Origin of the sequence: Psychrosphaera sp. F3M07 (assembly GCF_018860345.1) — a bacterium.
GTDB lineage: Bacteria > Pseudomonadota > Gammaproteobacteria > Enterobacterales > Alteromonadaceae > Psychrosphaera > Psychrosphaera aquimarina.
On sequence record NZ_JAHKPJ010000015.1, the window covers coordinates 24,509 to 44,317 of the forward strand.

Genomic DNA, 19,809 nt, shown 5'->3' on the forward strand with positions numbered 1-19,809 from the left:
AATATCAATTCTAGTTGGAATAATGTCAGTTGCTGATTATAACCGTAATATACTTTCATATTCGCTAAGAAGAGAAAGAATAAAGTCGAAATACGCATCGGGTAAATAACAAGTCAATTAAGTCGGACGCCTTACGCTTGGCTGGTGTTCGTTCCTCACAAAGTATAGCCAAGCATAATTCGGCCTCTTATTGAGGCGTTATGTTTTAAAGGATTATCCATTGGCAAATCAAGCATACGAAAACCAAAAAGTTACACTTATTTATTCAAAAAAATCTATCGATAAGGCAGCTAGAAGTATTCGTCATGGTTGCGAAGGTGAAGTTCGAGATGATGCTATAAATAAAATTCAAAACTTTCGTGAATTACACATGTATCCGCTAATGTTAATCAAAAACCATCTAGCGAGAACTGCAAAAAAAATAAATAAGGATATTGTTATCGCAAGACGATTAAAGCGTCTACCTACAATAATTAATAAACTTGAGAGGCCAACACTTGATGGGACTCAAGGTAATGCTATTAAACTCACTAGGATGCAGGATATTGGAGGATGCAGAGCGATTGTAAAAAATTTAAGTGAACTTACTGCTCTTCAACTTAGACTTGAGAAAAGTAAATCAGTCCATAAAGTTATTCATAAATCTAATTATCTCACTCCAAAAGAAAGTGGTTATGGTGGAGTTCATTTAGTTTATAGTTGTTTTGATGAAGATGATACTGGGAATAATTGGAAAAAAACTAAGATAGAAGTTCAACTTAGGACTAAGTTGCAGCATGCTTGGGCTACTAGTCTTGAGATAATTGATACTTTAGAAAAAATCGAATTAAAAACAAGTATAACTGGGCATGAAAAGTGGAGGCATTTTTTTAAGGTTTCAGGAAGGCTTGTCGCTCATGATGAATCAGCTTGTATCTTAAATGATCAAGAACTAGTTGAAGCTAAAAAGGAGCTGAAAACTCTAGAGGCTGAATTAGAAGTCACAGGTAAGCTTGCTCATTTTTCTTTTGCTATAAAAGCAGCAACAAACTCTTCAAAAAAATTATCTTACAGTAAAAATATAGGTATGTGTTTAGTAATACTGAGAAAAGACGAATTGTTTGACCCAAAGCATACAAGTATTAACGATCTAAAGTTTGAGACTAAACAGTTTAAAAATAGTGACACTAAAATTGCCTTGAGTGAGTTAAATGAAAGTGAAAAAGATGAAGATATTTCACTATCAGTTCTGTTAGCAACAACAGATGCTAGAACATTGAAGAAAGCTTATCCAAACTACTTTGGTGACACATTCGACTTCCGAAGCTTCATAAGAAAGCACATTGAGTAAAGAGTTGCTTAAAACATAACAAGCTAATTAATAAGGACAAAAAACAGTTGGCTGTTTTCGTTCCTCAACATTTTAGCCAACAATTTTTTGCCCATTATTAGGGCGTTATGCGTAAAGGACGATCGTTGAAGCATTTAGTTATCGCTACAGCCAAAACACTTTTAGTCGTTTTTGTTGTCTGCTTTGTATTAACCTTTGTTGATTCTTATGGCGGTGACTTTGATCACTGGCTAATAACCTTATCCATTTCCGTGGTTACAACCTTTGTTGTAGGTATAACTATGCTTGTGTGGGGGATTCCAACACATATTTATATGCGCTGTAAAAATCTAAAATCATGGACATATTACTTACTATCAGGATTTGTCCCTGGTATTGTTTTTGTTTATGTTTTTAAGCCGTTTGGCCATGAAGCGCCATATGATTTATTTTTACAAGCAATGCAATGTGGTGCAATTGGTAGTTTTATAGCTGTTGTGTTTTGGCTATCGTATTATAAATTACGCATAACAAGTCGTTAAAGCAGGACAAATAACAGTTGGCTTTTGCTCCTGCGTCGCTTATTTTAGCCAACATATTATTTGCCTCTTAACGAAGCGTTAGGTGGAAAGAGACTCCGAATGAAACGTGTACTATTTATTGTTCTTTTTTTATTGCCGCTCAAGTCCTACGCGGTAAATGATTTTGAATGCACTGTGAAAGAGGTGTATAAACTGAACGATGCAGGCTTACTTACTCCAGGTAAGGGGTTTGTTACACCTGAAGTAGGAAGCAAGTTTGTAGTAAACCGACAGTCTGGGAAAATTACGGGCAAAAAAATTACAAATACTATGTCTGGCTATATGCCCACAGTCTATAGTCATCAACCTTCGGAAAATTCATATTCAGCTTTAACGATTTATAAACCTAATTATACAATCGACCTCCTTCAAATTCAGGAGCATGTCGAGCAAAAATTAAAGCCTTTTATTTATAAGGGCGCTTTCGGCGAGGTCGTAACTGGTCTATGCACAATTTACTAACTCAATCACCTAACAAGGTTGTCATAGAGACATTTTTTGCTTCGCTCCGTTTTGGGGGGGATTCGCCACTTTACCCCAAAACTACACTACACAAAAAAATGCCCCATACAACGGCGTTATATTTACAAAGGAAGTCAATGCTAGTTCTTCAACTCAAGGCTAAATATCAAGGAAATGATGGCGCATATAAACAAGACGAGTCATATCCTGTTCTCGCTATTACAAAAAGTGACGATATTGATGTTGCCACTGAATGTGCTAGTGATTTAATGTCAGAAAATGGTTGGGGAGATTTTGATTTCTTGCGATATGGAACAATAAAGGGTTCAAACGATGCACCTAAATCTTTTGGTGAGCCTAAAGAGTGGCAACAGACACTTGATGAGAATGGTGCAATTTATATCGTCTATACAACGTAAACATACAAGCTGTTAAAGCGGGACAAATTACAGTTGGCTGGTTCCGCTTCGATTCACATTTTAGCCAACTACAATTTGCCCCTTAACAGGGCGTTATAAACCAAATAGAGGCTCTGCAAATAAATGGAATTATCTGAAGAACGTAAAAGAGAAGTAAGAGCCAATTTAAGTGGTTCAACTGTTGAAGAAGAGCGTAACCTTTTGAAGTTAGGTGCTTACGAAGATACGCCAGAAATAAAAGAGATTGTGGAAAGCTGGGTTCTCACACACGAAAAAATGTCAGACATCGAAAGGAAAGACGAAACGTTGGCACTGTTAAGAGAAACCAGTAAATTAGCACAAGAAGCAAATGATATTTCGTCAAAAGCTAACACCAGATCGTTGATAGCCCTGACCGTTTCAACTGTTATGTTGCTTATTTCTGCTCTTACGTATTTAAAGAGTCTGAGTTAATGGTTTATAACAAGTTGCTCAAGTTCGTTCGTAAACTCACTGGGACAATTAACAGTTGGTTTGGCGCTTCGCGCAAGTATAGCCAACAGCCAATTGCCCCTTAGCAAAGCGTTATGTTGCATATGGATATTGTCGAAAAAATCAAAAAAATTAACTTCGGAGTAGTTTTAGTAGCATTAGCAATAATGTTCATTTTACTACTCGGGGATGTGGAATATTATGGGCTTTTAAGCGTATATGTTTTTATGGCTTTATGGAGCTTAGATAAAGTGTTCTTGTGGTCCTTTAATTTTGATTTTGGTATTGCGAATCAGCTGGAAATAAAAAAAGATGCACCTAAAATAGTAAGATTTATTGGTTTACTATTTGTATTGTTCGTTTTGTACATTTCGCTAGCTGGGGTTTTCGAGCTAGTTGCAACATAACAAGAAATTCAACAAGGACAAAAAACAGTTGGCTTTTTGTTCACTACGTTCACTTATTTTAGCTAAGCATTTATGCGCCCATTAGTAAGGCGTTAGGTAACCCAAAGCATGGATAGCTCTCGAATAAATGGTTATATGAAAAAATGCAGTATCTACTTTGCTGTAATTTATTTGATCACGTTTTTAACTTCTAGTTTATTCATACAAGCTTTTGACTACATTCATGGTCTAATCATCGGCGCTAAAATCGTCGATGGTTGGTCACTTGGAATTATGGTTTGGTTTGGGTTAATCTTTGTTATTCCAATTGTTTATTGTTTAATAATTGGGTTTTTACTATTTAAAAAGCATGCACAAACATAGCTTATGGGTACAGGTTACCTAACACATATGAACCTTCTGCCGTCAAATAAGCAATAACATCTTTTTTAGCTGCCGTTAGGCAGCTAATTTTTATCGTCAATCAGCAAAAACATCTACTTCATTCTGTCACGGTCGCTGTTAATAAATTGTTTACAGCAAACACATATTGAGGCTCTCTTAATGTGATCTCATCACTGCCTGAATTCGTTAATCCATTGGTTGTTCAGGGGCACTACGACTAAATGGATTTAGGAGGTAGAGCGACGCAGGAAGCCAAAGCCGAGACATTTATCGGTTAACCTTAATCTGGCACTACTCAAGCAAATGACTACTAATTAATAACTAGGTTCAGTTAGTTTCAGGCTCAGCTAAGGTGTAAACAATTTTGCTCATTGTTAATGCGCACCAGCGGGATGTCTAATCAAGACCAACGAGCTTATACAGCGACTATATTTACCTGCAATAAGTTACTTAATGAAAATAGACCACAAATAACACGCGATAGTTCTTTTTTATCTAGTTAGACGTTCAGCTCATCCCACTGTGCGACTTAAGGTTTTAAAAATCGTTCATCATCAAACACCGTTTTATTCTTTAACATGAAGTAAACACTGCGGCCGAGTTTATGCGCCAACGCAGATAAGGCTTTGGCTTTACTCATTCGTTTTTGTAGTTTGTTGAGATAACGTCGAGCTTTGTCATTCCCTCGTAAATACAACACCGCCGCTTCACTGAATGCCCACTTTAAATGACCGTTCCCTGAAAATAACAAGGCCATCCACTAAAGCTTGGTGGTTTCAATATTTGATTTAAAGTTGCAGCTTATATAAACGCGAGTTATACACAATAAACAAGGAGGTTGGTGTGAAGGTAATGGTTTTGGATTTTTTACTATTCTTCTTTTAAGTGGATGTATGGCTAATCCGCGTGACAGTCTTTTGTATGAGCTTTTGTATGAGCTTTTGCATGAGCCAAAACTGAAAAATTGTATTTATGCTACTCCTGCAGATAAAAGTGATTGTGAAGGCGTGTCAATAACCGTAAGAGTGTGAAGTTTGGGGAATATGAAGAAGAACGCGAGGTTATTCGTAGCACTGCTATTCCCAAAAAACGGTTGATGAATTTTTAAAGAAAAAACTTTCTAAAAAGTCGTAAACATAAACATCACTTTTATTTTTTAGATGTATTCAAACAACAAAGCCAGTTAGCGTAAGTTAATTGGCTTTTTCATTCTTATTAAACTTGTAATGGGTTTAAACTTATATTTAGCCTTTCTTTAGTAATAATTAAATGTCACTCGTTTTGCTACGAGCAGCAAGCATTGCTATTATGTTGCACTTCATTAAAAATTAAGTATTGAATTTTATGCCAACAACGTTACTTGAACGAATTACTATTGAACCAAAATCTCCAGCTACTTCCTGTGTAATATGGTTACATGGACTAGGAGATTCAGGCGCTGGCTTTGCTCCTATTGTGCCAGTATTAGCTTTACCGGAAAATCATGGGATTCGTTTTGTTTTCCCTCACGCCCCAGAGCAAGCGGTTACGATTAATCAAGGTTATGTAATGCGTTCTTGGTATGACATTAAAAGTATGGATTTACATAATCGTGCTGATCTAGAAGGTGTGTTAGCGTCTGAGAAACTGGTCAAAGGCTTAATTCAAGAGCAAATTGACTCAGGTATACCTGCAGAAAAGATTATTTTAGCTGGTTTTAGTCAAGGTGGGGTTTTGAGTTTATTTACTGCTTTACGTTTTGAGCATAGCTTGGCAGGTATTTTAGCATTGTCGTGTTATTTACCGACTGCGGATAAACTACCAGAGCAATGTCATAGTGCTAACGCTGATACTCCTATTTTACAAAATCATGGGGAGCGTGACGGTGTTGTTCCTATAAGTGCAGGTAAAATTGCAAACGATTTACTTAATGCTGCTAAATATAATGTGACTTGGAAAAGCTACCCAATGGAACATTCTGTATTACCAGAGCAACTCGCGGATATTTCAGTGTGGTTACAAGCTAGGTTGCTTGCTTAAGATTTGTATAAACGGACAGCAATATTTGTTTATCTAAAATGAATATACCGTTTGGCTGAAATCTTATCTGCACCAATCATTACCTAAAGCCCTAAAGCCCTAAAGCCCTAAAGCCCTAAAGCCCTATGCCTTTTTGCTTCTAGGTGCACCTAGTAGAATAAATATGTGGCAAATACAGACAGATAAAAATGCGCTCATACCTAGTGCGCCGCCGTAACCATCAAATACTGGAACAAGGTATTCAAATAGGATTGAGAAAATAATGGATGCGCTGCTTATGGTATAAACACCAAAGCGGTGCGGGGCGCTCATGCCAATAAAGGTTCCGCCAAAAAACACGATTGCGTATAGGTCAGGGGTCATGTCTACGGCATATAATATTAAATACGCCACTATGGATAGCAAAGCGGAGGCACTGATACCGTCAAAACGATGGTGTCTTGCTAGATAAAATGTTGAAAACGCGCCCAGTAGCGCGAGGATTGGGTATTCAATACTCAAAGTATAATACCTCTGACAATAACAAAAAGGGTTACGCTGGCAAAAGCGACACCACCCAACTTACCACCAAAGCCATCAAACATATCCATGGTCAGTACATATAAACTGGCACCAATACACGAAATTATAGCGATTTCCCAGTAACTGGTAATAAGGTTTGCGGAGCACATCCCGGCAAAACTCCCAGCATAAATAGCAGCGTATGGATGGTTGTTATATTCTTGAGGGAAGGGGATAACTTTACCAATCAAACCTGTTAACGCGGCAGATATGACTAATGGCAGTGCCAAGGTTGTGTGCATTGCAAAGCAGGCGATAAATCCCAAAAAGAAAGTAATGAATTTTAAAAGTAAAAATTTAATCATAGAGTATCTATTCTAAACTATTCTTTTTTTGCTTTCTAATAGTCAATGCGTAGGTTGTTATTTAAAGTAGGTTACTCTGTAATTTGGTATGTTGTTCAACATGTCGATATTTCAATTAATGTGATACACATTTTTTTATATGCCAACCAAAGTCACAAACTATTTTAATGTGATGATTATTTCCAGTGTTTATTTGGCTTGGTAGAAAATTATATAAATAGTTTTATGATCCTGTTTACTATCAGTTATAGTCAAACAGTTAATCAGTGTTACCAACAAGGAGAAGGTTTTTATGGTTAAATCAACCATGTTAGTTTTATTATCAAGTTTATATATCGCTGGGTGCAGCTCAACTAATTGGGTAAAAGTAGATAACTCTGACTTTAGCTCAGCGGAGTTGGAAAGCGCATTAAAAGCGTGTAACTATCGTGAAGCAATGAAAAAAAGCAATAAGGCAATGTTAGGCACTAGCCAACAAGTGAGATCGAGTAGTAATGTTAGCCACCATGAGCTTGATCAAATCACTGAGCAGGAAGTTAACAAAGCGAAAGATGATGCTATGCAAAAAGCCAACAGTGATGTGATGCATAAAAATATGAACTTGGCGAAAGACGCGTATAAATGTGTTGAGAACAAAGGGTTTATCATTAAATCTTGATAAAAATTAAATATAAAAAAACCGCTCATTGAGCGGTTTTTTTGTTTGTAGACTATGAATGAACATAGCCTACATAACAAAACACTTATAGTGTTTTAGTTGTACCAGAGGTTGCACTGCTTGTAGCAGATGCAGAACCACCTGTTCTAGCCGATATAACAACAGCTGTTCTATCAGCGTCAGCCATCGCTGTAGGAACCCCTACAGATACCATTTCAACAGGAGCCGGTTTAGTCATAGGAGCACTTGAAAAGCCAACATGTTTAGCAGAACTCGTTTTTTCTTTAACGATTTCTTTTTTCACTGGTGTTTCTTTTGCAACTTTAGCTTTGGCTTTTGCAGCAGGCTTCTTCTCTTTAGCAGGAGTGGCCTTAGCAGGTTTAGCTTCTTCAACGTCTGCCGTTTCAGCTACGACGTCATCTTTAACTGTTTCTACTGGCGTTTCTGTTGCTACTTTTTCTACAACTGCTTCAGTTTCAACTTTTTGTTCTACGGTATTGTTCTCGGCCTTAGTTTCAACAACTTCAACCGGAGCGGTAGTTGTTTCTTTTTCTAGCTGGTCATTATTGTCTTGAGGTTTAGCTTCAATTTCAACTTCAACTTTAGCCGCTGACTTAACACCGCTAGCTGTGTTTACAATCGCTTTACGCTTTTGTTGCACAGATTCACCTGACTTATTACGAATAGTACGTTTAGACTTGATTACTTTTTTCTCAGTAACCTCGGCTTTAACTTCTGCAACAGGCTGGGTAACTTCAGCTTTTGTTTCAGCAACTGGTTTATTAACGTCTATGTTTACGTCAACAACTGGACTTTCCGATTTTTTAGCAACAACTTGTTCATTAACCGCTTCTACCTTTTGTGAGGCATTTTCTGATTTTTGAACTCGTACACGTTTACGATTACTACGACGTTGTCTACGTTCAGCTACATGCTCTTCTTTTTTTGCCGGAGAGGCATTGTCAGCATTTGCATGGGCTGTCTTTTTACGGTTGTCATTACGATTTTCATCGCGGTTATCGTTATTACGACGTGTGTCTTTTTGATTACCACGTTTAGTATCTTTTTGATCCGTACGTGTGTTATCACGTTTTTCGTTACGTTCATTTGGCTTTTTATCACCAGTACGAGCATTACGAGCACGACCTTTTTGCGGGCCACGACGGTTTTCGTTTTTACCTTTGTAATTTTTATTACGAGCAGGTTCAACTTTTTTCGGTTTTTCTTCTTTCGCAAATAATGAACTAATCCATTTAACGGCTTTCTCAAGCAACGTTGGTTGTTTAGGTTCATCAGCAACTACGGCTTTTGGTGCAGGCGCTTTAGGAGATGCAAAACCTTTTAGTACAGGCTCTTCAATATCTTTTTTGACCGTTGAAACAACATTTGATGTTACTTCTTTTTCTTCAGGGCGTGTAACTAGTTTAAAGCTAGAGTCGGCAATATCTTCATCGATACGTACACGTACAACATCATAATGAGGTGTATCCAAATGAATATTTGGAATAACCATGATGTTAACTTTATTGTTGTTTTCAATGTGACGAATAGAATCACGTTTTTCATTCAACAAGTACGAAGACACTGGCACTGGTACTTGTGCTTGAATTTGAGCTGTATTGTCTTTAATCGCTTCTTCTTCAATTAGACGAAGGATAGATAACGCTAACGACTCATTACTTCTTACTGTACCTTGTCCGTCACAACGAGGACAAGTATGTTGACTTGCATCACCTAGTGAAGGACGTAGACGTTGACGAGACATTTCAAGCAGACCAAAACGGCTGATTTTGCCAATTTGTACTCGAGCTCTGTCTTGTTTGATACTGTCTTTTAAACGGTTCTCAACATCACGTTGGTGTTTTGGCGGTGTCATATCGATAAAGTCGATAACTAATAAACCACCTAAATCACGTAAACGTAATTGACGTGCAATTTCTTCAGCAGCTTCTAGGTTTGTATTTAAAGCTGTCTCTTCAATGTCGCCACCTTTGGTTGCTTTTGAAGAGTTAATGTCAATTGATACCAATGCTTCTGTTGGGTCAATTACAATTGAACCACCAGATGGCAATCTCACTTCACGTTGGAAAGCAGATTCAATTTGGCTTTCAATTTGGTAATGAGTGAATAGTGGTACTTCACCTTGATACATTTTTACACGTTCAATGAAATCCGGTCTGAATAATTCAATGTGACCACGAGCTTCGTTATAAACGTTTTGGTTATCAATTAAGATTTCACCAACATCACGTTTTAAGTAGTCGCGGATAGCTCGGAAAACAACGTTACTTTCTTGGTGAATTAAGAAAGGTGCAGGCATAGTTTCTGATGCTTGCTGAATAGCTTCCCAATGTAACAGTAGGGCGCCTAAGTCATACTCTAATTCTTCATAAGATTTACCAACACCAGCGGTACGAACAATTAAGCCCATGCCTTTTGGTAATTCTAATTTATTTAAAGCCGATTTTAGCTGCGTTCTTTCATCACCTTCAATACGACGAGAAATACCACCGGCACGAGGATTATTTGGCATTAATACCAAGTAACTACCTGCAACGCTGATAAATGTGGTTAAGGCTGCGCCTTTTTGACCACGTTCTTCTTTGTCAATTTGAACGATTACTTCTTGTCCTTCCTTTATCACTTCTTTGATATTTGGACGGCCAGAAAATTTGTAATCTGATGGGAAATAGTTACGCGCTATTTCTTTGAGAGGTAGGAATCCATGACGGTCTGCACCGTAATTGACGAAAGCCGCTTCTAAACTTGGCTCTACTCTTGTAATTATTCCTTTGTAGATGTTGGCCTTTTTTTGTTCATGACCAGGACTTTCTATGTCCAAATCATATAACTTTTGACCATCAACCAATGCAACACGCATCTCTTCTTGTTGCGTGGCATTAATTAACATGCGTTTCATTATATGTAACTCTTCTTTTATCAAAGGCCACAATTCGCACGTTTATAGCTGCACTTTCTAAACACCTCGGCGCGGTATAGTTTCCCAACTAGTTGCTTGCTGTATTTCAATCATCTCGACTGTAATCAAGGATACTGGATTCTAATTTTCAGAATTCTTCGGTGCCTTTAGCATATAAACGCTATTGGAATTCGTGGCACTGGTTAAGTTAACGCCTCTTATATTTCGACTGGTCTGAACGGTTAAAATAGAGGGTAATATGATACTCGCATTACCTTACTTAGATGGCGTGGAGGTCTGAAGTCTTTTTGTCTAGCTAGTACTATTCTTATATATGTACATAGCTTTATCTATTAACTCTGATATGATCGTGTCTTCAAACCCTGCTCCGTTACATGACTCTTATGTTCATTACCTGAGGCAGTTCAATCAGTTGCTTTATATTTTAAAGCGCCGTTATTATCAGTCGCAAACGCAGATATAGCAACTGAATTAATAGTTTATTTAAATAAATGTTCAATTAAACACTAGTGAAAGCCAAAAAATGCCTGAAAATGAAATAAATTATCCAAAAGTGCAACAAGTCGAAATAGATGAAACATATGTTGGTCAGCGAATTGATAATTTTTTAATCACCAAATTAAAAGGTGTGCCTAAAAGTGTAATCTATCGAATTCTGCGCAAAGGTGAAGTTCGTGTTAATAAAGGCAGAATTAAACAAACTTATAAATTGCAGATGAATGACACCGTCAGAATTCCACCTGTGAGAGTGAGTCAGGATACACAACCTGCCATTTCAGATAAGTTACAAGCGGTACAAGATCTTGAAAAAGCCATTATTTACGAAGACAAAACCTTAATAGTGTTAAACAAACCATCTGGGATCGCCGTGCATGGTGGTAGTGGTTTAAAGTTTGGTGTGATTGAAGCGTTAAGAGCGTTGCGTCCACGTGAGAAAATGTTGGAGTTAGTTCACCGACTGGATAGAGATACGTCTGGCATACTGCTAATAGCCAAACGTCGTTCGGTTTTAGTGTCATTACACGAGCAGTTACGTATTAAAACGATGAACAAAGTGTATTGGGCATTAGTAAAAGGGCAGTGGAGTGCAAGTCAACGTTCTGTGCAAGAGCCATTACTGAAAATTAATACTAAATCTGGTGAGCGACTGGTGGTGGTTAATCGTGAAGAGGGCAAAAAGTCTTGTACTTTATTTGATGTAATAGAAGAGTTTGATGGCGCGACGTTAATTGAAGCAAGACCACAAACTGGCCGAACACATCAGATACGTGTGCATACCGCGTGTAAAGAACATCCTATTGCTTGTGATGATAAATACGGTGACCGAGAATTTGATAAATTAGCAAAAAAAGCAGGTATTAATCGCTTATTTTTGCACGCTAAAGAAATCTCATTTTATCATCCCGTTTCGGAAACTACGGTGCACTTTGAAGCGCCACTTGATCCTGTGTTAGAACAAGGGTTAAAAAAACTACCTAAATTAACGACAGAGTAAGCAATATTAGGTGTAATGGCTTTTGTAAAGCCGTTACGCCGCATACTGATGAAAGTACATGACCTCAACACTTTGTAAAAAACACTGTCAAATTCCTGCAACCTATTAGTAACAAAACTGACACAATCTAATGCTACATTGCAGATAAATGTCCTTTTATCTTTATAACGTAGGTTAATGTGTCGTATACAACCTCTTTGCTAGAAGAAATAACTCGATTAATATTAGATCGCAGTTTAACTATCGTATTTCAGCCTATATTTGATGTGAGCCAAGAAGCTATATTAGGTTATGAAGCATTAACTCGCTTACCAGCAGATTCAAGTATTAAAAGCCCCGATCACCTTTTTAGCACAGCAAACCAAGTGGGAATGTTGTCTGAATTAGAGTTACATTGTCGTCAACAAGCCATTAACCGTTTTGCTCAGCTTAAGTTAACGGGGTTGTTGTTTTTAAATGTGAGTCCTTGCACTTTATCGCAAGCCGATCACCCAAAAGGCGAAACATTAAACTTACTCAAATGTGCGGGTATTTCGCCAGATAGAGTAGTGATTGAGATCACCGAACAATTTGAAGCAAACGATAATCAAATCCTGAAACAAAGTTTGGAACATTACCGAGAGCTAGGTTTTAAAATTGCGATAGATGATTTAGGCACAGGGCATTCTGGTTTGAAACAGTGGTCAGAACTAAGACCGGATATAGTTAAAATCGACCGTTATTTTATTAGTGGTTGTCACAAAAACATTGTTAAACGTGAACTACTAAGAACTATCTTTGAATTGGGAACCGCAACTGGCGTTTCAATTATTGCTGAGGGTATTGAGCATAATGAAGAGTTTTTATTATTAGAAAAAATGGGTATGCAGTTTGCTCAAGGGTTTTTACTTTCCAGACCGGCAGAATTCCCAGACACCAAATTACCTGACAGTCTCAGTTTAAGACAGATAGGCCCAAATACTCTGTCTAATGATCATAATGTGTTTGAGTTAGAAAAATTACTTACCTATAGTCAACCCGTTTCAATCAACGAGATGTGTTCCGAGGTATATCAACTATTTAAAAAGTCACCCAAAATGCAGTCAATTGCGGTGATTGATAAAGATGAAAAACCGATAGGAGTTATATACCGAGATACATTAGCTGAGATGTTTTCATCAGACTATGGTCACGCTCTGTACGACAAAAAACCAATTACCAATTTAATGGAAAATGTCCCTTTTACTGCGGACATATCGGCTTCTATCGATGATGTTAGCAGTTTGGTGACGGACAACACCCATTTTGACTTAAGGCCTGAGTTTATCGTTGTTGATAAAGGCAAGTATGTTGGCGTTGCTAGTATTCGTTCTTTGTTAAAAATAATGACAGAACAAAAAATTCAGCATGCCCAACATGCCAACCCATTAACTATGTTACCGGGCAACATTATTATTGAGCAAAAAATAATGCATTTATTAGCCAATAAGAAAAACTTCTCAATGGCCTATTTTGATCTCAACCACTTTAAACCCTTTAACGACTTATACGGTTATGCCGAAGGAGATGTGGTCATTCGTTTAGTAGCAGATGTATTGTCCAAGGTGTGTAGTGATGCATTTGTAGGCCATGTGGGCGGCGATGATTTTGTGGTGTTGTTCCAGCATTCAGAACCAGAATTTGCGTGCACTAAAGTGTTAGAGATATTTGGCCAACGTATTACCAGTATTTTTAAGCCGGAACATTTAAAACAAGGCGGTTATTACGCGGTTAGCCGCAAAGGCAATAAAGAGTGGTTTTCACTCATGTCTTTATCTTGTGGCATTATTCATCCAAACGTGAGTATTGTACGCTCTCATTTAGATGTGGCTAATTTAGCTTCTGAAGCGAAAAAAATGGCAAAGAAAATGGTGGATGGCGAAATATACATTCAACCTAAATTTAATATGGATTTTACCAACGAGTTTGTTGAAAGGTCATTGGTGACCGAATCCTAATGTATTTACCTATATAATGTAGCTGATATTGGAAACAGGTTAATGTGTCAATATCAGCAGCATTTGTTATTAGTTATATAAAGTATACTGAGGCCACTTATTTATTTAGCTTTGTGAATTAGCTTTGTGCTTTTGTCACTTGCTGTTGTAAAACAGAAAAGCCAAACTTTTCAAACAGTCCAACCAGTTTTATCAATGGCAATCCAACTAAAGTGTTTGGATCATCTCCAACCAACTTTTCAAATAAACAGATACCTAACGCTTCGCTTTTAAAGCTACCAGCGCACTTGTACGGCTTTTCAGCTAATAAGTAAGCTTCGATGCTGTCCAAGGTTAGTTGTTTAAAGTAAACCTCAAATGGCTCGACTAAAGCGTGTGTTTCACCGGTTTCACTATTAATAACCGCTAAACCGGTTAAAAAGGTGACTTTATTACCAGAAAAAGACGAAAGTTGCTTAATTGCATTCTCATGCGTATGTGGTTTGCCTAGTATAGTGTCGTTAAATAAAGCAACTTGATCTGAGCCTATAACTAACGCATTATTGTGTTTGTTTGCAACCGCTTGTGCTTTTGCTACTGCCAAACGTTCAACTAACTGATGTGCAGTTTCATTAGGCAAGGGCGTTTCGTCAACTTCAGGTTTGGCTGTTTGGAAATCTAAATTTAGTTTTTCTAAGATTTGTTTTCTAAATGGAGAGGTGGAACCGAGAATGATAGTAGGGTTTTTAGTCATGAGTCGCTCAAAAAAATAGCAAAATGGTTAATAAATAAATAAAGTCGACTAAGTTTAGCTTTTTTTACATATTCATACTATTTTCTTTTGACTATGTTGCTCAGTAACTATAATATGCGCGCCCTATGCAAAAGTTGAAAATTCCAATCTCGATCAACCCAGCGAATGCTGCGTTAAAACGAATGACCATTGACGGTATTATCGTTAAAGGTGATCTGTCGCGTTTAGCTGAAGTGGCTGATGTGTTAGATGAATATCTGGACGTTACTTTTGAATGTGGTATTGATCCACAGAATTTAGTATTTGTTCAAGGCTCTACGTCAGTCAATCTTGAATTGAGCTGTCAGCGTTGCGGTGGTGGTATAAAAACAAATGTTTCGGCAGAATTTTTATATACTCCTGTACGTCGAGCTGCGAAAGAGAGCGAAGAGCCGATACCGGATGCATATGAAGAAATCGAATTAAATGAAGAGGGTGAAATTAACCTGATTCAATTAGTCGAAGACGAATTAATGCTGGCGTTGCCAATTGTAGCAATGCATGAACCAGAAGACTGTTCTATTACTGAAGAGGACATGACTTTTGGGGAGTTAGCGCCAGAAGCAATGGATGAAGAAAAATCTAATCCATTTGATATATTGAAAAAATTAAAGAAATAATTAAAGAACTAGGAGACGGCAATGGCAGTTCAAAAAAGTAAGAAATCCCGTGCTAGACGTGGCATGCGTCGCTCACATGATGCATTAACTACAGAGCATTTATCTGTAGATCAAACGACTGGTGAAACTCACCGTCGTCATCATATGACAGCAGACGGCTACTACAAAGGTCGTAAAATAATATAAAGTAAGTTAAGGCTGCTTTATTATGCGTGATATCAGAATCGCGCTAGATATGATGGGGGGCGATTATGGCCCCCGATCTACTATTCCTGCAGCGATCAGAGCTGTAGATAAATATCCCAATTTACACCTGTTCCTTTGTGGTCACTCACAGAGTATTCACACCTTTCTGAATAAACATAATGCACTTGCACATCCAAGATTAACCATTGTCCATGCTGAACAAGTGGTCAATCAAGATGAACGTCCTGATCTTGCATTACGTCGTAAACCTCAATCATCCATGCGTAAAGCCCTTGAACTTGTTGAACAAGAACAAGCAGATGCTTGTGTTTCCTCTGGAAATACCGGTGCTTTATTAGCAATAGCTCGTTATGTTTTAAAAACATTACCTGGTATAAAAAGACCCGCATTAATTAGCGCACTCCCTACCTATGAAAACGAAAAAGTATTTTTGTTAGATTTAGGTGCCAATATTCATCAATGCTCCGACACCTTATTTCAATTTGCCGTTATGGGATCTGTAATGGCTACCGAAGTTGAACAAATTGAGTCACCTCGTGTTGCTCTGTTAAATGTTGGCTCTGAAGATATAAAAGGCAGTGCACACTTAAAAGAAGCAGCACTAAAACTAACCAACTGCAAAGAAATTAATTATGTAGGTTTTGCAGAAGGGAATGAAATATTCTCTGGCAAAGCAGACGTCATCGTTTGTGATGGATTTGTTGGCAATGTGGCTTTAAAGACCATCGAAGGGGTAGCTAAGCTTATTCTGTCGAAAATTAAAGCACTTAGTGAAAGGTCTTTTTTAAGCAAAATCCTAGCAGGAATACTGCTTCCAGGGATAAAAAAGCTATTTTCTAAAATGAACCCCGACCAGTATAACGGTGCGAGTCTGGTAGGATTGCGCGGAATTGTGGTCAAAAGCCATGGAAACGCCTCTTCCCAAGCATTTTTTAGTGCTATAAAAGAGGCGGTTAAAGAGGCGCAACGTCAAGTTCCCCATAAGATAAAAGATAAGGTGGAACAAGTTCTCAGTGATGAGAAAAAATAAGAATAGTCTAAAAGACGCAGAGAGGGTGCATGTATTCAAGAATAGTAGGAACCGGTAGTTATTTTCCTAAACAAGTTCGTACCAATAAAGATCTAGAAAAGATGGTTGATACCAACGACGAATGGATCCAAGAACGTACGGGCATGAAAGAGCGTCGCATTCTCGGTAAAGATGAGTCCGTTGCAACTATGTCAGTAGAAGCCGCTAAAAAAGCCATTGAAGCTGCTGGAATAGACCCAAGCGAAATCGATTTTGTCATAGTTGGCACAACAAGCCATTCACGTGCATTGCCAAGTGCAGCATGTGAAGTACAACGTGATCTAGGTTTAACATCAGGCGTACCAGCTATGGATGTTGCTGCAGCTTGTTCAGGCTTTTGTTATGCGTTAAGTATTGCTGATACTTATATACAAGCAGGCAAAGCTAAAAAAGCGTTAGTTATAGGCGCTGACTGTTTAAGTCAAATGATGAGCCCTGACGATCGTTCAATGGTGATTTTATTTGGCGATGCTGCTGGCGCAGTCATCTTAGAAGCGTCGGAAGAACCTGGCGTATTATCTACCCATATCCACTCAGATGGTAATTACACTGAATTGTTACAAGTCGGCATGCCTGTGCGTGGCGATGAAGCTTCGGTACATAATGCGTGGGGAACAATGGAAGGTAACAAAGTATTTAAAGTTGCCGTAACTAAATTATCCCAAGTTGCAGATGAAACATTACTTGCCAATAACATTGAAAAATCAGATATTGATTGGCTAGTGCCACATCAAGCTAATTTACGAATCATTTCAGCGGTTGCTAAAAAACTAGATATGTCGATGGACCAAGTGGTGATTAACCTCGATAAATTTGGTAACACATCTGCAGCTACTGTACCAACCGCTTTGGATGAAGCCATCCGTGATGGTCGAATTCAACGTGGTCAAAACATATTATTAAATGCATTTGGCGGTGGTTTCACTTGGTCGTCTGCATTAATTAAATATTAATAAATTTTCTATAGAGTAATAAATAATGACTAAAGCAATTGTTTTCCCTGGTCAGGGTTCTCAAGCCGTTGGCATGTTAGCTGACCTTTACGAAAACCATCAAGTAGTTAAAGATACTTTCGCTGAAGCAAGCGATGCACTGGGTTATGACTTATGGGCACTAGTGAGCGAAGATGCAGAAGGTAAATTAAATAAGACTGAGTTTACCCAACCGGCATTATTAACAAGTTCGGTCGCGGTTTGGCGTGCATATTTAGATAATGGCGGTGAAAAACCAACATTTTTAGCCGGACACAGTTTAGGTGAATACTCAGCATTAGTATGTGCCAATGTTATCTCGTTAGCCGATGGTGTTAAGTTAGTTGAAAAGCGTGGTCAATACATGCAACAAGCCGTTCCTGCTGGAACCGGTGCCATGGCTGCCATTATTGGGTTAGCGGACGACTTAATTGCCAAAGCATGTGAAGACGCAGCACAAGGGCAAGTTGTTTCATCTGTTAACTTTAATTCTCCAGGCCAAGTGGTTATTGCGGGTAATAAAGAAGCAGTAGAACGCGCAATGGAATTATGTAAAGAAGCGGGAGCTAAACGAGCACTTCCTTTACCAGTATCTGTGCCTTCTCATTGTGCTTTAATGAAACCAGCAGCTGAACAGTTAGCTAAAGACTTAGAAGAATTAGTATTTAATAAACCAGAAATTGCGGTTGTTAATAATGTTGACGTGACGGCTGAGCAATCGCCTGAAGCAATAAAACAAGCTTTAATTAAACAGCTTTATAGTCCAGTTCGTTGGACCGAAACTATTCAGCACTTTGCGGTTGAAGGTATTACAGAATGTTATGAGTTTGGCCCAGGTAAAGTGTTATCTGGTTTATCAAAACGCATAGACAAAACAGTGAGTTGTGTTTCTATTGGCGATAGCGCTGCGTTAGAAGCAATACTTTAAAAATAGTTAAATTATAGGAATGACAATGTCTTTATTTAGTTTAGAGGGTAAAGTTGTTTTAGTTACTGGAGCCTCTAGAGGAATTGGTAAAGCGGTTGCTGAAAAATTAGTTGGTATGGGTGCTAAAGTTGCTGGTACAGCAACATCAGACAATGGTGCTGAAAACATATCTGCTTATTTAGGTGAAAATGGTAAAGGTTATGCACTGAACGTAACTAACCCAGATTCAATTACCGAAGTTTTAGCCGCGATTAAAGCGGATCTTGGTGATATCGATATTTTAGTAAATAATGCTGGTATAACTCGTGATAACTTAATGATGCGTATGAAAGACGACGAGTGGAATGACATTATTGACACTAACTTAACGTCTATCTTCCGTTTGAGTAAAGCCGTGTTAAGACCTATGATGAAAAAGCGCCATGGCCGTATTATAAACATAGGTTCTGTAGTAGGGACTATGGGTAATGGCGGACAAGCAAATTATGCTGCAGCGAAAGCCGGTGTTATAGGTTTTTCTAAATCACTTGCAAGAGAAGTTGCATCTCGTGGTATTACCGTTAATGTAGTAGCGCCAGGATTTATTGATACAGATATGACAAAAGCATTGGACGATGGCCAACGTAAAGCGATAGCAGATCAAGTTCCTGCTAATCGTTTAGGTGACCCAGATGAAATTGCATCTACTGTGGTATTTCTAGCAAGTAACGAAGCTGCGTACATTACAGGTGAAACGATTCACGTAAATGGCGGCATGTATATGGTATAACCGTCGAAATCACATTGATTTTGATGGAAAAGTGGTCGAATTTGCTTTGTGAGGTTCGACCACAGATATAATGAAAATTATTACTTGAATACGTCGGACGCAATAATTAAACTAGGCGCATTCAAAATTTGAAATTTATCTTTTTATTGATAAGGAAAATAAGATGAGCATTGAAGATCGCGTAACTAAGATCGTAATAGAACAACTAGGTGTTAAAGAAGAAGAAGTAAAATCAGAAGCATCTTTTGTTGATGATCTAGGCGCTGATTCTCTAGACACTGTTGAATTAGTAATGGCTCTTGAAGAAGAGTTCGATACAGAAATTCCAGATGATGAAGCAGAAAAAATTACAACTGTTCAATCAGCTGTTGATTACATCAAAGCACACGCAGAATAATTTTATAATTGTTCTAAAAAGGCAGCTTTGGCTGCCTTTTTTTTCATCTTGTATTTGCTTAATTAAACTGATCTTAGATAGTCGTTTA

The 19,809-nt window shown here is 38.0% G+C and carries 21 protein-coding genes and 1 pseudogene; 17 read left to right on the top strand and 5 right to left on the bottom strand.

Annotation, left to right across the window (positions count from 1 at the left end; all coding sequences use genetic code 11):
- Positions 1-220 precede the first annotated feature (220 nt).
- The 6 genes from KO505_RS06745 to KO505_RS06770 all read left to right on the top strand — a co-directional run bounded on the left by KO505_RS06745 (position 221) and on the right by KO505_RS06770 (position 3,649).
- The gene (locus KO505_RS06745) at positions 221-1,330 is read left to right on the top strand and encodes a RelA/SpoT domain-containing protein (protein WP_216054690.1); all 1,110 of its coding nucleotides are present in this window, start codon (positions 221-223) and stop codon (positions 1,328-1,330) included.
- 125 nt (positions 1,331-1,455) lie between these two features.
- Positions 1,456-1,851, top strand: a complete 396-nt coding sequence (locus tag KO505_RS06750; RefSeq protein ID WP_216054691.1) for a hypothetical protein — start codon at positions 1,456-1,458, stop codon at positions 1,849-1,851.
- Positions 1,852-1,950: 99 nt separating this feature from the next.
- Complete coding sequence (locus tag KO505_RS06755) at positions 1,951-2,352, top strand: hypothetical protein (RefSeq protein ID WP_216054692.1); 402 nt, start codon at positions 1,951-1,953, stop codon at positions 2,350-2,352.
- Positions 2,353-2,489: 137 nt separating this feature from the next.
- Positions 2,490-2,771 carry a hypothetical protein gene (locus tag KO505_RS06760; protein ID WP_216054693.1) on the top strand — a complete coding sequence of 94 codons (282 nt, stop codon included), beginning with the start codon at positions 2,490-2,492 and terminating at the stop codon, positions 2,769-2,771.
- A 123-nt stretch (positions 2,772-2,894) separates the two neighbouring features.
- Complete coding sequence (locus KO505_RS06765) at positions 2,895-3,224, top strand: hypothetical protein (protein ID WP_216054694.1); 330 nt, start codon at positions 2,895-2,897, stop codon at positions 3,222-3,224.
- A gap of 122 nt (positions 3,225-3,346) precedes the next feature.
- A complete protein-coding gene (locus tag KO505_RS06770) occupies positions 3,347-3,649 on the top strand; it encodes a hypothetical protein (RefSeq protein WP_216054695.1) in 303 nt (100 codons plus the stop codon).
- Between the two features lie 913 nt (positions 3,650-4,562).
- Here the strand turns inward: KO505_RS06770 and KO505_RS06775 are convergent.
- A pseudogene (locus tag KO505_RS06775) lies at positions 4,563-4,772 on the bottom strand (IS110 family transposase); the annotation flags it as partial.
- Between the two features lie 605 nt (positions 4,773-5,377).
- On the opposite strand from KO505_RS06775, the gene KO505_RS06780 reads away from it, so the two are divergent.
- Positions 5,378-6,052: an alpha/beta hydrolase gene (locus KO505_RS06780; RefSeq protein ID WP_216054696.1), complete on the top strand. Its 675-nt coding sequence runs from the start codon at positions 5,378-5,380 to the stop codon at positions 6,050-6,052.
- Positions 6,053-6,175: 123 nt separating this feature from the next.
- Here the strand turns inward: KO505_RS06780 and KO505_RS06785 are convergent, their stop codons facing one another.
- Positions 6,176-6,553, bottom strand: coding sequence for a hypothetical protein (locus KO505_RS06785; protein WP_216054697.1), 378 nt, complete (start codon positions 6,551-6,553; stop codon positions 6,176-6,178).
- Positions 6,550-6,855 carry a hypothetical protein gene (locus tag KO505_RS06790; protein WP_216054752.1) on the bottom strand — a complete coding sequence of 102 codons (306 nt, stop codon included), beginning with the start codon at positions 6,853-6,855 and terminating at the stop codon, positions 6,550-6,552. The genes KO505_RS06785 and KO505_RS06790 overlap by 4 nt, the downstream gene beginning before the upstream one ends.
- A 355-nt stretch (positions 6,856-7,210) precedes the next feature.
- On the opposite strand from KO505_RS06790, the gene KO505_RS06795 reads away from it, so the two are divergent.
- Positions 7,211-7,576, top strand: coding sequence for a hypothetical protein (locus tag KO505_RS06795; RefSeq protein ID WP_216054698.1), 366 nt, complete (start codon positions 7,211-7,213; stop codon positions 7,574-7,576).
- 85 nt (positions 7,577-7,661) lie between these two features.
- Here KO505_RS06795 and rne read toward each other — a convergent pair whose 3' ends face one another.
- Positions 7,662-10,496: a ribonuclease E gene (gene rne / locus KO505_RS06800; RefSeq protein ID WP_216054699.1), complete on the bottom strand. Its 2,835-nt coding sequence runs from the start codon at positions 10,494-10,496 to the stop codon at positions 7,662-7,664.
- A gap of 544 nt (positions 10,497-11,040) precedes the next feature.
- Between rne and rluC the strand changes: the two genes are divergently transcribed.
- Positions 11,041-12,012 carry a 23S rRNA pseudouridine(955/2504/2580) synthase RluC gene (gene rluC, locus KO505_RS06805; protein WP_216054700.1) on the top strand — a complete coding sequence of 324 codons (972 nt, stop codon included), beginning with the start codon at positions 11,041-11,043 and terminating at the stop codon, positions 12,010-12,012.
- A 179-nt stretch (positions 12,013-12,191) separates the two neighbouring features.
- A complete protein-coding gene (locus KO505_RS06810) occupies positions 12,192-13,988 on the top strand; it encodes a bifunctional diguanylate cyclase/phosphodiesterase (RefSeq protein WP_216054701.1) in 1,797 nt (598 codons plus the stop codon).
- Positions 13,989-14,106: 118 nt separating this feature from the next.
- Here the strand turns inward: KO505_RS06810 and KO505_RS06815 are convergent, their stop codons facing one another.
- Positions 14,107-14,721 carry a nucleoside triphosphate pyrophosphatase gene (locus KO505_RS06815; RefSeq protein WP_216054702.1) on the bottom strand — a complete coding sequence of 205 codons (615 nt, stop codon included), beginning with the start codon at positions 14,719-14,721 and terminating at the stop codon, positions 14,107-14,109.
- A 125-nt stretch (positions 14,722-14,846) separates the two neighbouring features.
- On the opposite strand from KO505_RS06815, the gene yceD reads away from it, so the two are divergent.
- The 7 genes from yceD (at position 14,847) to acpP (ending at position 19,721) form a co-directional block, all read left to right on the top strand.
- The gene (yceD, locus tag KO505_RS06820) at positions 14,847-15,380 is read left to right on the top strand and encodes a 23S rRNA accumulation protein YceD (RefSeq protein WP_216054703.1); all 534 of its coding nucleotides are present in this window, start codon (positions 14,847-14,849) and stop codon (positions 15,378-15,380) included.
- A gap of 21 nt (positions 15,381-15,401) precedes the next feature.
- Positions 15,402-15,566, top strand: coding sequence for a 50S ribosomal protein L32 (rpmF, locus tag KO505_RS06825; RefSeq protein ID WP_216054704.1), 165 nt, complete (start codon positions 15,402-15,404; stop codon positions 15,564-15,566).
- A gap of 19 nt (positions 15,567-15,585) precedes the next feature.
- Positions 15,586-16,617, top strand: coding sequence for a phosphate acyltransferase PlsX (gene plsX, locus KO505_RS06830; protein ID WP_371819973.1), 1,032 nt, complete (start codon positions 15,586-15,588; stop codon positions 16,615-16,617).
- A gap of 29 nt (positions 16,618-16,646) precedes the next feature.
- Positions 16,647-17,609, top strand: a complete 963-nt coding sequence (locus KO505_RS06835) for a beta-ketoacyl-ACP synthase III (RefSeq protein WP_216054706.1) — start codon at positions 16,647-16,649, stop codon at positions 17,607-17,609.
- A 25-nt stretch (positions 17,610-17,634) separates the two neighbouring features.
- Positions 17,635-18,555, top strand: a complete 921-nt coding sequence (fabD, locus tag KO505_RS06840) for an ACP S-malonyltransferase (RefSeq protein ID WP_216054707.1) — start codon at positions 17,635-17,637, stop codon at positions 18,553-18,555.
- Between the two features lie 25 nt (positions 18,556-18,580).
- Entirely contained in the window at positions 18,581-19,324 is a 744-nt protein-coding gene (gene fabG, locus KO505_RS06845; protein ID WP_371819970.1) for a 3-oxoacyl-ACP reductase FabG, read from the top strand.
- A gap of 163 nt (positions 19,325-19,487) precedes the next feature.
- Complete coding sequence (gene acpP, locus KO505_RS06850) at positions 19,488-19,721, top strand: acyl carrier protein (RefSeq protein WP_105052546.1); 234 nt, start codon at positions 19,488-19,490, stop codon at positions 19,719-19,721.
- Positions 19,722-19,809 lie beyond the last annotated feature (88 nt).